Raw genomic sequence first — 14,429 nt, forward strand, 5'->3', positions numbered from 1 at the left:
CGTGATGAGGTGACATCGGACGACGGCGACGGGGGCCCCGGACGCGGACACGAATCTCGCGTGTTGCGCGATCTTGTCGAATCGGCGTCCACCGGGGACCGCGCCGCGTTCACGCGGTTGTACGACCTGACCAGCTCCCGCATCTACGGACTGGCGTTTCGCGTGGTCCGTGACCGCGAACACGCGGAGGAGATCGTGCAGGAGGCCTTTCTGCAGTACTGGCAGAAGGCCGGCGAGTACCACCCGGCCCGTGGCTCGGTCATCACCTGGATGATGACCATCGCGCACCGCCGCGCCGTCGACCGCGTGCGCTCGGAGCAACGTCAGCAGGACCGCATGTCCGACTACGGCGCGGCCTCGGTGGAGACCCCGCGCAACATCCCGCTCGAGGTGGCCGTCCACGCCGACGAGGCGCGTACGCTGCGCACATGCCTCGGCGAGCTGACCGAACTGCAGCGGAACTCCATCGAGATGTCCTACTTCGGCGGTCTGACCTACCCGGAGGTGGCGCAGCAGACCGCGACCCCCTTGCCCACCGTGAAGTCCCGCATCAGGGACGGCCTTCGCCGCCTGAAACAGTGCTTGAGGACGCAGGAGGATGCCTGACCTGACCATGACAACCACCGACGCGGAGCCCGACGACCGAATGTCCGCCTGGCTCGACGACCACATCGAGCTGTATGCCGTTTCCGCACTGACCCCCGAGGAGACCCTCCGCGCGGAACGGGAACTCGCCGCGCTCTCGGCTGCCCGGCGGTCGTCGTACGACGCACAGATCGTCGAAACCCAGAGCGCCATGGCGAGATTCGCGAGCGCCTACGCCCTTGAGGCACCCGCCGACCTCCGACGCCGGGTCCTTGCCGACGTCTTCGACGATCCGTTCGACCCGACGACTCAGACGCCGGCCGCCGATCTAGGGTCCGCGCGCCGACGACGTGAGGAGACCGCACAGGGACCGCGCCGGAAGATGGCCGTGCTGGCCGCCGCCGCGGTGACCGTCGTCGTCGCGCTCGGCGCCGGCGTGCTGATCGGTCGCACCACGGCACCGGAACCGTCCCCGGCGGCGACAGCGATCGACGAGAGCCGGCAGCAGGTCCTGGACGTCCTGGCTGCGGGTGACGCGACCGTGACCGCCCAGCCCCTGGCCGACGACCGCGGCACGATCACGGTCGTCAACTCGGCGAGCGCGGGTCGCGTGGTGACCCTGATCCGGAACACCAGCGGCCCGATCTCGCCCGACAGCACCTACCAGCTGTGGCTGGTCGGCGGAGCGGACGACCCGGTTCCGGCAGGACTGATCCCGGGAGGCGACACCGACCCCGTCGTCGTCGGCGAGCTGGGTGGCGCGCAGGCCCTGGCGGTGACCATCGAACCGACCGGAGGCAGCAAGCAGCCGACGACCCCGATCCTGGCGCAGATTCCGCTCACGTGAACCTGCGTCCGGGGAACCCACTCGTGGGGATACCGACAGGACCGTCTCTACGCGACCCGGCCGAAAGCCGGCGCGCGACCCGCTGAGCTCGTTCGCAGTCCCAAGAAATCGGCCCGGGGATCAACCCCCGGGCCGTCACTCACCAGCGATCGAGGCTGGTGTAGCCGTCCTGCAACGCGCGAGCGAACAGATGCGTCTTGGTCGGCGCGGGACGACCCACCGCCGTGTACTTGGCGCGAATCCGGGCCAAGTGGGTGCTCACGGTCGACGCGGAGATGAACAGGCGGGCAGCGGCCTCTTCCTTGGACTCCGCGGCCAACCACGCCAGGAGGACCTCGACCTCGCGGTCGGAGAGACTCGGACGAGGCAGGTTCGCCGACCCGGGTTCTCCGACGGTCCGGTAGTCGGAGAGTCGCGCGACGCCGGTGGCCGTCGCGTCCGGAGTCCCGACGCGACGCTGGTCTACAGCCCCTCGGGACGGTACGGAACGAAAGATCTCTGAAGTGGCCGTCACTGGTCCATCCCCTTGTTTGTCCAGCGTTTCGCCTGCGCTCCCGACCACGCACGCTCCACGCATCATTCCCGTTGATCCCAAACTAGAACTCAGGTCCGTTGGACGGTAGACCCAGAAAGGGGGACTTCCGTCGTGCTCGGATCGCTCGTCGACTGATTCACTCACGCTCGCGTCCCCCCGTCACTGATTCCGCACCCTCCCGTCGACCGTTGCCCGACCGAGACCACCCAGATCAGTCCGGCCGATCCCCTGGCTTGCGGACCCGGTGCCGCTGGGGGACCGGAAGCCACCCGTCCTCGACCGCCCGCTTGAACAGGTCCACCTTTGTCCGGGTGGGCCGCCCGGCGTCGGCGTACTTCTGCCGAATCCGCTTCAGATACTCGTTGACCGTCTCGGCCGACACCCCCAGCGCGGCGCCGACCCGCGCCGAGGTCTCGCCCGACGCGTACAGGGCCAGGACCTTCTGGAGCTGGGGAGACAGGTCGACGGCGGCGAGTTCGGGGTCGCCGTCGATGGCGGCCGCCCACTCGGTCGTCAAGACCGCCCGCCCCTCGGCCGCAGCCCGGATCGCGTCGATGACGACCGATTCGTCCGCCGACTTGAGCACGACGCCGAGCGCGCCGGCCCTCGCCGCCGACCGGAGCAAGGCGGGGTGTTCACCGGAGGTGTAGACGACGGTGGCCACCCCGGCGTCGGCGAGGGCGTTGACGTTCTCGCGAGGCGTGGTCCCGTCGTCGAGACGAAGGTCGAGCAGCACCACGTCGAGCGGCATGCCGGCGAGGACGCCCGCGACCGTGGAAGCGGAACAGACCAGAGAGATGTCGTCGACGGTGTCGAGAACGCGCTCGATACCCCAGATCGGCGAGCGGTGGTCGTCCACCATGCCGACGCGTATGACGCGTTCGCTCCCGGACCCCGCGTCGGTCATCGACGACGTCCCCCTTCCTTGCCCGGGCGGCCGATGCCGGCCTCTGAGCAATTAGACAGCTTCGTACTCCTCTGTACTCGGCGAACCTATCGGACGATTCCGACAACGTTCTCAGTCAGATGCCTCACCTGCGACAACTGGTCTCGTTTTGTCGCAGCATCGGTCCTCGACATGGGGGACATGATGAGTTTTCGCCCTCGAGCCGCAGCCCACGTGCCAAACTGGAACACGTTCTAATTCATGGCGGCGACCCTACCGCCGCAGCGAGCCACGAGGTGAAACGATGAGCGCACCTTCGACGCACGACGTCCTGGGCACGACGGTGACCATGCCGGTGGAGATTCGGCACGCACGATGCTTCGTCGCCGGGTTCACGGCCGACACCGCCGCGGTCCAGCGCGCCATCGATAGCGAGTCGGCCCGTCCCGGAACACTACGCCCCCTACGGATACGTCCCGGGCGATCGATGTGCATGATCGTCTTCGTCGACTACATCGACGGCGACCTCGGCCCCTACAACGAGTTCGGGGTGTGCTTCCTGGTCGAAGACCCGTCGCAGCCGCCTACCTCGCCGCTGTCGGCGCTGGCCTCACTCGTCAAAGGCGACGCCCGAGCGCTCGTGCACCGACTGCCCGTCGACGGCGAGTTCACGCTCGCCGCCGGCCGCGGGATATGGGGGTTCCCGAAGACCCTCGCCGACTTCGATGTCGACCACACATCAGCGGGCCGTCACGGCCGGGTCGAGGCCGACGGCCGCCTCATCGCCGACCTGCGCCTGAAGGCCGGACTCAAGGTCCCCGACACCACCGCCGACACGGTGCTGAACGCGTACTCGCAGCTCGACGGCGTCACCCGCATGACTCCGTGGCGACTCACCTCGGTGAGCGGCACGCGCACGCGCATAGGCGGAGCGACCCTCACCCTCGGGGACCATCCCATCGCCGACGAACTGCGCTCGTTGCGCCTGGGACGCCATGCCCTCATGTCCAGTTCGGTGGACAAGATCACGATGCGCTTCGAGGACCCGATCGTCATCTGAGCCCGTCCCCGGAGTCGGCACGCCGCGCCCACGCGCGGAGCACAATGACCCCATGAGCAACCTCGAGACGGACCCGGCCGAACTCGACTGTCGTGGTGACGCCGACGCCGCAACCTCCGGCAGCGGCCCACTGCACGTGGAGGTGCTCACCGCCCGCGACGTCCCGCTGGGCGGCCCGCGCGCGATGACCGTCCACCGAACACTCCCCCAGCGGTCGAGATCGCTCATCGGGTCGTGGTGCTTCGCCGACCACTACGGTCCCGACGACGTGTCGCAGACCGGAGGCATGGACGTTCCACCCCACCCGCACACCGGGCTGCAGACAGCCAGTTGGTTATTCACCGGAGAGATCGAGCACCGCGACACGATGGGCAATCACGCGATGGTCCGCCCGGGCGAGCTCAACCTGATGACCGCCGGCCACGGCATCGCCCACACCGAGGTGTCCACGCCCGAGACGACCGTCCTGCACGGAGTGCAACTGTGGATCGCGCTGCCCGCCGAGGCGGCGGACGCACCGCGCGACTTCGCGCACCACAAGCCCGACGACGTCGTCCTCGACGGGGTCCTGCTCAAGGTGTTCCTCGGTGAGCTGGCGGGCACGCAATCCCCCGTGCGCACATTCCTGCCGCTGCTCGGCGCCCAGATCGACTTCGAGCCGGGCGCCCGTGTCGAGCTCGACGTCGATCCCGCGTTCGAGCACGGCATTCTCGTCGACTCCGGCACGATCGAGGTCTGCGACTCCGACGCCCCTCCGCTCCGGCGCACCGAACTCGGTTACGTCGGCCTCGGAGCGTCACGCCTCTCGCTGCGCGGCGTCGGCGCCGAACCCGCTCGCATCCTGCTGCTCGGTGGGACCCCGCTCGACGAGGACATCGTGATGTGGTGGAACTTCATCGGCCGCTCACACGAGGAGATCGTCCGGTTCCGCGAGGAATGGATGGCCCACAGCGACCGATTCGGCCAGGTCGTCGGGTATCAGGGCCCCATCCAGCACCTGCCCGCGCCCGCATTGCCTCATTCCCGGCTGCATCCGAGACAGAACTCTCCGGGACGCGCCTGAGACGAATACGGATCGAGGTCCCGACAAATCCGCCGACACGGTTAGGTTAGTGTTGGCTTAGTACTCCGCGAAGTTGCTCGCGAAGGTGTCGTGTGAAGGGGAATCAATGAAGATCCGGAAGTCCATCGCCGCCGTCACCCTGGCCGGCGCTGCACTGTTCGTCGTCACCGGCTGCTCGGACAGCTCCGACACCGTCGACTCGGCCGCCAGCAAGGTGTCCACCGCAGTCGAGTCGGCCGCAACCGCGGTCTCCACGGCTGTCGAGGACGCCGTCGACGAGGTCACCGGCCTGAGCACCGAGAAGGCCCAGGAGATCCTGCGCAAGGCCGTCGACGCGAACACGCCGGCCGACGAGATCGATTCCGTCGTCGACACCTCGAACCCGGCGACCAAGACGGCGATCATCGAGTACGCCAAGGCCTCCAACGGCTTCGGCTACACCCCGGACATCTACACCGTCAAAGAGGTGAAGAAGGACGGCGACAAGGCCGTCGCGACCGTCGCGGTGAAGAGCCCGCACGCTCCCGCGCCGGTCGACGTCCAGCTCACCTACGTCGACGCCGACGGCTGGAAGCTCAGCGCCGACGCCGTCACCCAGCTCTCGAGCATGGCCCGCGGCAACTGACGCCAACCGCGGCCGTCTGACTTCTCGACGCCCACTGCACCCGCCGGCCGTCGGTACACTCGCGCAGGTACGGCCTGCGCAGGTGGCCGGCGGACGAGGAGGTGCAGTGGGCGTCGACAATTCGACCCAACCGTTCCCACCGGCCGAGACCGAGCGGTACCGGCGATGGCCGGCGGTCAACGATCTCGACGAGGTACTTGCTGCGGAGCCCGTGGTCGGCGGCACGACGCCGGCTGCACGTCCTGGCACCCGACCACAGACCGTGGCGCCGCGGCCGCTACGTCGCCCCCTCGCGGAGCAGCACGCCCCGCTCCCGCCGGTCGGCGACTTCTGGGATGTCGAGGCTACGTCCCGGCCCGAACAATTGCGGCCCGAAGAGTTGCGGTCCGCTCAACCGTGGCCGCGCACCGGTGCCGCTGCCGTCTTCACGTCTCTTCCGGCACGACGTGCCTGGAAACCGATGCCCTACGTCGCGCCGCCGTCGCGGCGGACGGTCGCACCAGCTGCATCGCTAGCCCTCACCTGCGGCCTGCTGTCGCTACCGCTGACACTCGCCCTCGGCCTGGGCGCCATTCTCGGCACGATCGCGATCGTCGCGGGTGTGGTGGGCATCCGACAGGTGACCAACGCGCCGGCAAGCACGAAAGGCACCGGTCGTGCCGTCACCGGGATCATCTGCGGTGTCGGTGGCGTGATGGTCGGCGGACCGATCCTGGCGTTCGTGCTCCTGCTCGCCGGCCTGCTCTGAGCAGGTTCGCACTCCCACCACGCATCGGTGCGTCCTGATTCCCAACTCCCGACCCGTGCATCGGCGGCACCCGGAAACCGGCAACAGCGTGGCCTCAGGAGACAGGAAGCCAACCGGCAGCGCCTGGATATGCCACGAGACCCGCCCGGCATAGGCCAAGCGGGTCTCGCGACGGTGTGGCCCGGCGGCGGCTACTAGCTGACCGCGCGCAGGTGACTGCGGGTACCGTGGCTGTCACCCAGACGTCGTCCGAGCCAGGCCTCGACCTCACCGATGACCCGCATCCGTTCCTCGATCGATTCGATGTCGTTCAAAGTGGGCACGCAGTTCATCAACGCCGCGTAGAACGCCGAATTGTGTGACAGACCGTGCAGCGAGCACACGTTGTCGTACTCGTCGATCCGACCCGCGAGCTCTCCGTAGCTGAGTGCCTTCTCGCCCAGGCGAACCGCAGTCAGCCTCGGAGTGATCACGCCACGATCCAAGATGTCGTGCAAGAGATCGTCGTACATGACTATCTACCTTCCCCCCGCCGTAGTGGCGTCGTCGCGACGTCCCCGCCTCCCCTGACGTGGATCCGTCGCGCCATAACATAGTGTGCCCCACCTCGGCTAAAAAGAGGACTGCTGCTCGAGCACCTGTGGTACATCCCACAAGCCCAGTTGCTTCAGGAGTGCGGCTCCACACTACTACTGGGGCTAATGTTGCCGGCGAGGCAAGCTTTCGAAAAGGCCGATTGTTATTTGCTTGCGACCATCCCGATATTCGGGCCGATTACATACTCGGCGATCCGGGTAGACATCATGTGTACGCCACTGCGTGAACCATGCGAATACATCGTCCCAAGGGCATGGCTCCGCCTCGGAGTGAAAAGGCGGTCCTCAGCCCGACCTGGATCCTTCCATCGGCGAGATGCGACCCTGCCGACGGTCACGGAACGGACGCCACTGACGGGTTTCGGGATCAAATGGCACCAACAGCATGCGCGAGATTCCGAGAAGCACGACGTTCATCGGAAATGCCCGCCGCAACCGTCTTGCTCCGGGCTCATCACCATGCAGTTCATGAGTACGGATTGCCGCACGTGCATACGCGATGTTGGCACGGACCGGCTCGGCCAGCCGACGAGCGGACTGAGCAACGGTTAAGGCCGCGTACCTTCGCACGACGCCACCGGATTTGACGACAGCGCAATACAGGTCGAGATCCTCGTGGGTTCCGGGCTGATCAATGAGGAGCGGCTCTGCACTGCGCCACATCTCGCGTCGGATCGCCATGTTCGACCCTTGGAGCGTATCGCCGGCAACGCTGCCCGATCTCAGAGCCCGCCCCGCCTCCTTGCGAACCAGCTTTCGCAATGCGTTGTCCAGCGGAGTGTCATAGAAGTATATGCCCCCGTACACCGCGTCGGTATCTGGCTCGCTCTCGAAAAACCGGACGACACGGCCAGCCCACTGCGGGTCGAGCCGGGTGTCCGCATCGATACGTCCGATTATGTCACCCACGGCGGCATTGAATCCGGTACGCCGGGCGGCCGCCACACCTGGTACGGGCTCCACGAGAGTCCGGAGCGGGATTCTGCCGGCAAATGTCCGCACCACGTCCATCGTGCCATCAGTGCAATTGTTGTCCACGATGATCACTTCATCGAACGGGCGGACCTGCCGAGCAATGTGTTCGAGGCATGCCGTTATGGTGTCGACCTCGTTGTACACCGGGACTACCAGGCTGAGTCGCACAGCGCCTCCTCGATGACGATGGTTGTCTCACACACTCATAGCGACGTCGCCTGCCGCCCACACGCAATTTGGGATCACCAGTACGCAGTATGGATCAGCCGTGTCGCCCCGTTGATACAGACCACCCGAAACTGACAACAGCTCCTGGCCTCACCGACTTGTGCCTGCCCGATCAGACGAACGGGCAGGCAGCGACGTGACCGAGGTCTGACGACGCCGGACGCTCAGCTCCCGCTCTTGTCGGCAGCATCGGCCTCCATTGCTTCGATGAGGCTCTTCGGCCGCAGGTCGGTCCAGTTCTCCTCGACGTACTTGAGGCAGGCCTCGCGGCTGTCCTCACCAAAGACCTTTGTCCATCCGGCCGGAATATCGGCAAAAGTGGGCCACAACGAGTGCTGGTTCTCGTCGTTGACGAGGACATAGAAGCGGCCGTTCTCGTCGTCAAAAGGGTTGGTCATCGTGTCTCCTGTTCTCTATGTCTCATAATGTCTCATACCGTTCACCACTGCTGGACTCTCGGTCATGAGGCTCTGTGGAGTCTTGCGCATCGAAGTCCGCCACTTCCGAGAGCGCTCGCTCGATGCACGGACCGATCACCGCCAATGATGCGGCATCGGCCATACCGAGATGATGGGTTGCCACATCGACATTGTTCACTTCTCCGGAGACGTGGACTCGCCAACTCTCCGCGATCGACTCCGGGTTCTCTTTGTCGCTGGTCGCGGTGAAGACCTGGACGCTTCCGTGGAACAACTCCGGACGGTACCGCGTCGCCAGGTCCGGCGCGGCGTCAAAACTGTTCATCACCCGATCGACCATATCCTCGGCAAGCAGGCCCATCCCGGCGATCTGCGTGCGGACGATGTCCGCGACCTCTTCTGCAGTCTGGGCGGTGACCGTCGCATCGAGATCGAATAGATCGCGCCAGCCGCCGAGGATGTCGGCCGCACGATCGGCATCCACTGCCGCGCTGCCCGTCCCGGCGTCGGCCGCGACGGACGGGTCGCCACCTTCCGAGACAAGAGGAACATCCATAACACCGAGATAGGCCACCTCTTCACCGACGGCCTGGAGGCGTGTTGCCATCGCGTGGGCGATGATCCCGCCGATGGACCAGCCAAGAATGTGGTACGGACCATCCGGCTGGACCCGACGGATCTCTTCCACATAACGCGCGGCGAGATCGTCGATCGAGTTGGCACTGGGCTCGGCGTTGACGACATGCGGGTCCTGGAGCCCAAAGATGGGACGATCCTCGATGTGCTGCGCGAAGCCACCGTAGAACCAGGCCAGGCCTCCGGCCGGGTGGACGCAGAACAGCGGCGGACGCGCACCGTCGGCGCGGAGCGTGATCAGGACGTCATTCTGCACACCTCCGCCGCCCTCGACTCGCCGGGCCAGCTCGCGCACGGTGGGTTCGCTGAACAACCACCTGAGCTCACACGGCACCCCACGCCGGCGGAGCCTGGAAACCACCTGCGTCGCTGACAGCGAGTTGCCGCCCAGGTCGAAGAACGACTCGGTTACCGACACCTTGTCGAGCCCCAGGACTTCGGCGTAGACATCCGCGATGACACGCTCGTTTTCGGTCTCCGGAGCGACGTACTCGGCGACGACCAGAACGGGCGCGGGTAACCGGTCACGGTCGACCTTGCCTGCGGCGTTGACCGGCATGTCGTCAAGCACAACCCACACCGAAGGCCGCATGAACGGCAACAGACGCCCAGCAGCGTGCTCTCGCAGAACAGCCTCGCTCACACTGTCATCGCCGGTCACATAGGCAACCAGATTCTGCGAACCCGACGGCGCATCGACAACGGTGACAACCACTTCACGAACCCCCGGAGCCGAAGCGATGACGGCCTCGATCTCCCCTAGCTCGATCCGCTGACCACGCAACTTCACCTGGAAGTCCACGCGCCCCAGATACTCGATCTGCCCATCGGGCAACCACCGCACCACATCACCGGTCCGATACATCCGCGACCCCGCAGGACCGTTCGGATCAGCAACAAACCTCTCGGCGGTCAGACCCGGACGACCGATGTACCCACGCGCCATCTGCTCGCCACCCAGATACAACTCACCAGCCACACCCACCGGCACCGGATTCAACCGGGAGTCCAGGACATAGGCGGTCGCATTCGGGGTCGGAACACCGATCGGGACAGTCGACGACCCCGCACCGACCTCGGCGATCGTCGAGTAGACAACCGTCTCCGTCGGCCCGTACTGGTTGTGCAACGTGGCCTGCGGCCACACCCGGTGCACCGCCTCGGCAAGCGCCGGCGGCAACGCCTCACCGCCGACTTGAATGGTGCGCAGAGTGCTCATCGCCCGCAGGTCGTCCTCCGACAACTCGCTGAGCATCAACGACAGCATCGACGGCACCATCATCACGGAGGTCACCCGATGACGGACCACATGATCCCGCAGCGCCCACGGGTCGCGCTGCTCCCCCTGCTCGACCAGGACCACCTTGCCCTGACTCAGCACGGGGCGGAACAGGTCCAGCACCGACGGGTCGAACGTGAAATCGAGCACCGCCAGGATCACGTCCTCCGGCGAGGTGAACCCGTAGTGTTCCTGATCCGCCCGCAGCATGGCCATCGCTGCTCGGTGCGGAACCGTCACGCCCTTCGGCTTGCCCGTCGAACCCGAGGTGAAGATCGTGTACATCGCGTGATCCGGATGCAAAGACGCCACACGGTCGGAATCGGTGATGGTCGAGGTGTCCCCGACAATCGGCGCCGACGCATCCACCTCGACAACCCGCACCACGCCCGCATCGACACGATCGGCAGCCTCACGCGCATGCGCCGACACCACCAACACATCAGCACCGGTCGACTCGAGAATGAAACGAACCCGCTCGGCAGGCGCATCCACCCCGATCGGCACGAAATGACCACCCGCAGCGACCACCGCGTGCGCCGCGATCACCATCTCCAACGACCGCGGCACCGAGATGGCCACCGCCACCTCAGGCCCCACACCCAGCCGAATCAACTCCCGCGCAAGCACATTCGTGCGATCGGTCAGCTCGCCGTAGTCAATGGTCCGCTCACCGTCGACAACTGCGATGGCGTGCAGGAATGAGGGCTCGACATTCTCCACGAGATCGGCAAGGGTGCCGGTCACGAACCCCGGTTCGCGCGAGGCCTCCGCGCGGGACCAGCTCACGATCGCTGCGTGTTCAACAGCATCGAGGAGATCGATGTCACCGACCACGGTCTCGGGCTCGGACACCACCGCAGACAACACCCGCACCAAGCGATCGGCGAACCCGACAACCGTCGACTCATCGAACAGATCGGCCGCATACGTCACCGCACCGGACCACGGGCTACCCGACTCCGCCGTGTAAACACCGAAGACGAGATCGACCTTCGCAAGGGCCGGAGCCCCATCAAAAGGCGAAAGCTCAAGCCCACCAGGGAGTTCCACAGACTCCGCCGCCCTGGCCCCCTCAACGCTCAGCCACACCTGGGTCAATGGGGCAAACGCCTCCGACCGAACCGGATCCACCGCCTCCACAACAGCCTCGAACGGCACATCCGAATGAGCAAACGCCGCCAGATCCGTATCACGCACATCCGCCAACAACCCGGCAAACGACTCCGACCCCCGCACCCGAGACCGCAGCACCAACGTGTTGACGAACATACCCACCAGCGGCTCCAAAGCCGGCTGACCACGACCCGCAAACGGCGAACCGATCGCCACATCATCACTACCCGACAACCGCGCCAACACCACCGCCAACGCCGCATGCACCACCATGAACGGCGTCACACCACGCGCAGCAGCCAACCGCGAGATCCCCTCGGCAACACCAACAGGAATCTCGAAACGCGCCTGCCCACCACGACCCGAGGCCACCTGCGGACGCGGCCGATCCGCCGGCAACTCCAACACATCCGGCAACCCAGCCAACTGCTCACGCCAATACGCAAGCTGCCCACCAATCACCGACGACGGATCATCCGGCGACCCCAACACCTCATGCTGCCAAATAGCAAAATCAGCAAACTGCACCGACAACGGCGCAAACCCAGGCGCCTCACCCGACGACCGAGCCACATACCCCGCCACCAGATCAGACACCAACGGCCCCAACGACTCACCATCAGCCGCAATATGGTGCATCACCACCGCAACCACATACTCACCCGGCGCAGACCCCCACACCCGCACACGCACCGGCCACTGCTCCTGCAACACAAACCCAGCAGCAACCGCACCCTCGATCCCCTTGATCGAGTCAACAACCACCCAATCCAAACGCTCGGCAACCTCACCAACCGGATGCACCAACTGGAACGGCACACCATCCACATCCGGGAACGTCGTCCGCAACACCTCATGCCGCACAACAACATCCACCACCGCAGCACGCAACGCATCAACATCCAGGTCACCAACAACCCGCAACACCAACGGAATGTTGTACATCCCGCTTCCCGGCTCCAACCGATTGATAAACCACATCCGCTGCTGCGCAAACGACAACGGAACCCGCCCCGGACGCGGCACCACCGCCCTCACCGGCGGCAACGCCGGCCGACGACCCGAAACAGCCACCACCAACTCACGAACCGACGGCGCATCAAACACATCACGCACCGACACCTGCACCCCGAGCGCATCCGACACCCGCGCCACCAGGCGCATCGCCGCCAGCGAATTACCACCCAAATCAAAAAACGACTCGACCACACTGACCCGCTCAACACCCAACAGATCAGCAAACACCCCAGCCACAACCTCTTCGGCCTCAGACCCAGGCGCCACAAACTCGGCCACACCGAGCTCGGGATCCGGCAACGACCGCCGATCCACCTTGCCCGCACTATTGAGCGGCATCTCCTCCAACACCACCCACACCGACGGACGCATGTACTCCGGCAGACGCTCGGCCACGTGTGCGGCGACAGCATCGAGATCCACATCGTCCGGGGCCACGTAACCCACGAGGAGCTGTCCGCCCGGACCCTCGACGACCGATGCCGCAGCGTGAACGACGCCGGGTGCGCTCGCGATGGCAGACTCCACCTCACCGAGCTCGAGCCGCTGACCACGCAACTTCACCTGGAAGTCGGTGCGACCGAGGTATTCGATGGATCCGTCACGGTTCCAGCGAACGAGATCGCCGGTCCGGTACAACCGCGCACCCGGGTCACCGAACGGATCGGCGACGAACCGCTCCGCAGTAAGGTCCGGCCGCGCCGCGTACGCGCGGGCAACCTGAACTCCTCCGAGATACAGCTCACCAGGCACTCCCGCCGGCACCGGGTTCAGAGCAGCGTCAAGGACATACGTCTGGGTTCCCGGCACAGGAATACCGATGGGGACCTCGCGGTCACCAGCGATCACCCGCTGCGCGGTCACGTCGACCGCGGCCTCCGTCGGCCCGTACAGATTGTGGACCTCGATCGTCGGCAGCATCTCAAGCACCGGCCTGGCGACCGCCGCGGTGAGTGCCTCACCGGAGGTGAACATCAAACGCAGACAGGACAGCCCAGAAACCTGCGCACCCAGGACATCGGTGAACGCGGCCAGCATCGACGGCACGAAGTGTACGACGGTGACGGACTCCGCCGCGATCAGCTCGGCGATGTATACGGGATCCCCGTGCCGACCCGGCGCCGCGATCACCAGAGTGGCCCCGATCGTCGCCGGCAGGAACAACTCCCACACCGACACATCGAAGGTGGTCGGGGTTTTCTGGACGAACACGTCGTCGGCGGTCAGGTCGTACCAGTCACGCATCCAGGCAAGCCGATTGGCGACCGCGCGGTGGGAGACCGTGACTCCCTTGGGACGGCCCGTCGACCCCGAGGTGAATATCGTGTACGCGGCGGTCTCTCCGAGGATCGGACCGAGTCGGTCCGCATCGGTGACCGCTGCCGCGTCTGGCACCGGACCGCTGCAGTCCACCGTTCGGACCGGGGCGAGTCCTTCATACCGGGCTTGCGCTGCACCGGCGTCACCGGCCACGAGGATCAGCTGCGCCCCCGAAGTCGCCACCATGTACCGCACGCGGTCTTCGGGCAGGCTCAGATCGAGGGGTACATAATGACCGCCGGCCGCCATGACGGCGTGCACGGCCACGAGCAATTCGACGGAACGTTCGATCTCGACGCCGACCGGGACCTCCGGACCGACGCCAGCCGCGATCAGCCCTCGCGCCAAGTCGGCTACCCTCGCCGCAAACTCCTCGTACGACACGCGTCGATCGCCGCACACCAGTGCCGCATTCGACGCAGTTCGTGTCGAGGTGGACGTCCTGATCAGCTCGGACACGTTCTGTCGACTCTCCTCGTTGTTTCCGTTACTCC

General features: G+C 65.9%; 11 protein-coding genes and 1 pseudogene. 6 read left to right on the forward strand and 6 right to left on the reverse strand.

The genetic code is table 11. From position 1 onward, the window contains the following. Positions 1–9 precede the first annotated feature (9 nt). Both sigK and E1P53_RS07740 read left to right on the forward strand, forming a co-directional pair. Entirely contained in the window at positions 10–606 is a 597-nt protein-coding gene (sigK, locus tag E1P53_RS07735) for an ECF RNA polymerase sigma factor SigK (protein ID WP_131733927.1), read from the forward strand. Beyond that, the gene (locus E1P53_RS07740; protein ID WP_131733928.1) at positions 599–1,432 is read left to right on the forward strand and encodes an anti-sigma factor; all 834 of its coding nucleotides are present in this window, start codon (positions 599–601) and stop codon (positions 1,430–1,432) included. The genes sigK and E1P53_RS07740 overlap by 8 nt, the downstream gene beginning before the upstream one ends. 139 nt (positions 1,433–1,571) lie before the next feature. Here E1P53_RS07740 and E1P53_RS07745 read toward each other — a convergent pair whose 3' ends face one another. Next, the gene (locus E1P53_RS07745) at positions 1,572–1,946 is read right to left on the reverse strand and encodes a LuxR C-terminal-related transcriptional regulator (protein ID WP_006901940.1); all 375 of its coding nucleotides are present in this window, start codon (positions 1,944–1,946) and stop codon (positions 1,572–1,574) included. A gap of 232 nt (positions 1,947–2,178) precedes the next feature. After that, entirely contained in the window at positions 2,179–2,874 is a 696-nt protein-coding gene (locus tag E1P53_RS07750; RefSeq protein WP_131733929.1) for a helix-turn-helix transcriptional regulator, read from the reverse strand. 283 nt (positions 2,875–3,157) lie between these two features. On the opposite strand from E1P53_RS07750, the gene E1P53_RS07755 reads away from it, so the two are divergent. The 4 genes from E1P53_RS07755 (at position 3,158) to E1P53_RS07770 (ending at position 6,349) form a co-directional block, all read left to right on the forward strand. Then, on the forward strand, positions 3,158–3,913 hold the full coding sequence (locus E1P53_RS07755; protein ID WP_131733930.1) for an acetoacetate decarboxylase family protein: 756 nt from the start codon (positions 3,158–3,160) through the stop codon (positions 3,911–3,913). A gap of 52 nt (positions 3,914–3,965) precedes the next feature. Beyond that, on the forward strand, positions 3,966–4,976 hold the full coding sequence (locus E1P53_RS07760; RefSeq protein WP_131733931.1) for a pirin family protein: 1,011 nt from the start codon (positions 3,966–3,968) through the stop codon (positions 4,974–4,976). 106 nt (positions 4,977–5,082) lie between these two features. Continuing rightward, positions 5,083–5,601 carry an MTB12 C-terminal domain-containing protein gene (locus tag E1P53_RS07765; RefSeq protein ID WP_131733932.1) on the forward strand — a complete coding sequence of 173 codons (519 nt, stop codon included), beginning with the start codon at positions 5,083–5,085 and terminating at the stop codon, positions 5,599–5,601. 106 nt (positions 5,602–5,707) lie between these two features. Next, a complete protein-coding gene (locus E1P53_RS07770) occupies positions 5,708–6,349 on the forward strand; it encodes a DUF4190 domain-containing protein (protein ID WP_131733933.1) in 642 nt (213 codons plus the stop codon). Between the two features lie 194 nt (positions 6,350–6,543). Here the strand turns inward: E1P53_RS07770 and E1P53_RS07775 are convergent, their stop codons facing one another. The 4 genes and pseudogenes from E1P53_RS07775 to E1P53_RS07790 all read right to left on the reverse strand — a co-directional run. Beyond that, positions 6,544–6,861, reverse strand: coding sequence for a hypothetical protein (locus E1P53_RS07775; protein ID WP_131733934.1), 318 nt, complete (start codon positions 6,859–6,861; stop codon positions 6,544–6,546). A 369-nt stretch (positions 6,862–7,230) separates the two neighbouring features. Continuing rightward, positions 7,231–8,088 carry a glycosyltransferase family 2 protein gene (locus E1P53_RS07780; protein WP_131733935.1) on the reverse strand — a complete coding sequence of 286 codons (858 nt, stop codon included), beginning with the start codon at positions 8,086–8,088 and terminating at the stop codon, positions 7,231–7,233. Between the two features lie 224 nt (positions 8,089–8,312). Next, positions 8,313–8,546: an MbtH family protein gene (locus E1P53_RS07785; RefSeq protein WP_131733936.1), complete on the reverse strand. Its 234-nt coding sequence runs from the start codon at positions 8,544–8,546 to the stop codon at positions 8,313–8,315. A 22-nt stretch (positions 8,547–8,568) separates the two neighbouring features. Next, positions 8,569–14,358, reverse strand: a pseudogene (locus tag E1P53_RS07790) (amino acid adenylation domain-containing protein); the annotation flags it as partial. Positions 14,359–14,429: the final 71 nt, after the last annotated feature.

It is taken from the genome of Gordonia paraffinivorans (assembly GCF_900683595.1).
In the GTDB taxonomy this organism is placed as follows: domain Bacteria; phylum Actinomycetota; class Actinomycetes; order Mycobacteriales; family Mycobacteriaceae; genus Gordonia; species Gordonia paraffinivorans.

What these genes read in the sequence shown, in the direction of transcription:
- E1P53_RS07740 (WP_131733928.1), top strand. Translation starts at nt 599, where the DNA reads ATGCCTGACCTGACCATGACAACCACCGACGCGGAGCCCGACGACCGA.
- E1P53_RS07750 (WP_131733929.1), bottom strand. Translation starts at nt 2,874, where the DNA reads ATGACCGACGCGGGGTCCGGGAGCGAACGCGTCATACGCGTCGGCATG.
- E1P53_RS07755 (WP_131733930.1), top strand. Translation starts at nt 3,158, where the DNA reads ATGAGCGCACCTTCGACGCACGACGTCCTGGGCACGACGGTGACCATG.
- E1P53_RS07760 (WP_131733931.1), top strand. Translation starts at nt 3,966, where the DNA reads ATGAGCAACCTCGAGACGGACCCGGCCGAACTCGACTGTCGTGGTGAC.
- E1P53_RS07765 (WP_131733932.1), top strand. Translation starts at nt 5,083, where the DNA reads ATGAAGATCCGGAAGTCCATCGCCGCCGTCACCCTGGCCGGCGCTGCA.
- E1P53_RS07775 (WP_131733934.1), bottom strand. Translation starts at nt 6,861, where the DNA reads ATGTACGACGATCTCTTGCACGACATCTTGGATCGTGGCGTGATCACT.
- E1P53_RS07785 (WP_131733936.1), bottom strand. Translation starts at nt 8,546, where the DNA reads ATGACCAACCCTTTTGACGACGAGAACGGCCGCTTCTATGTCCTCGTC.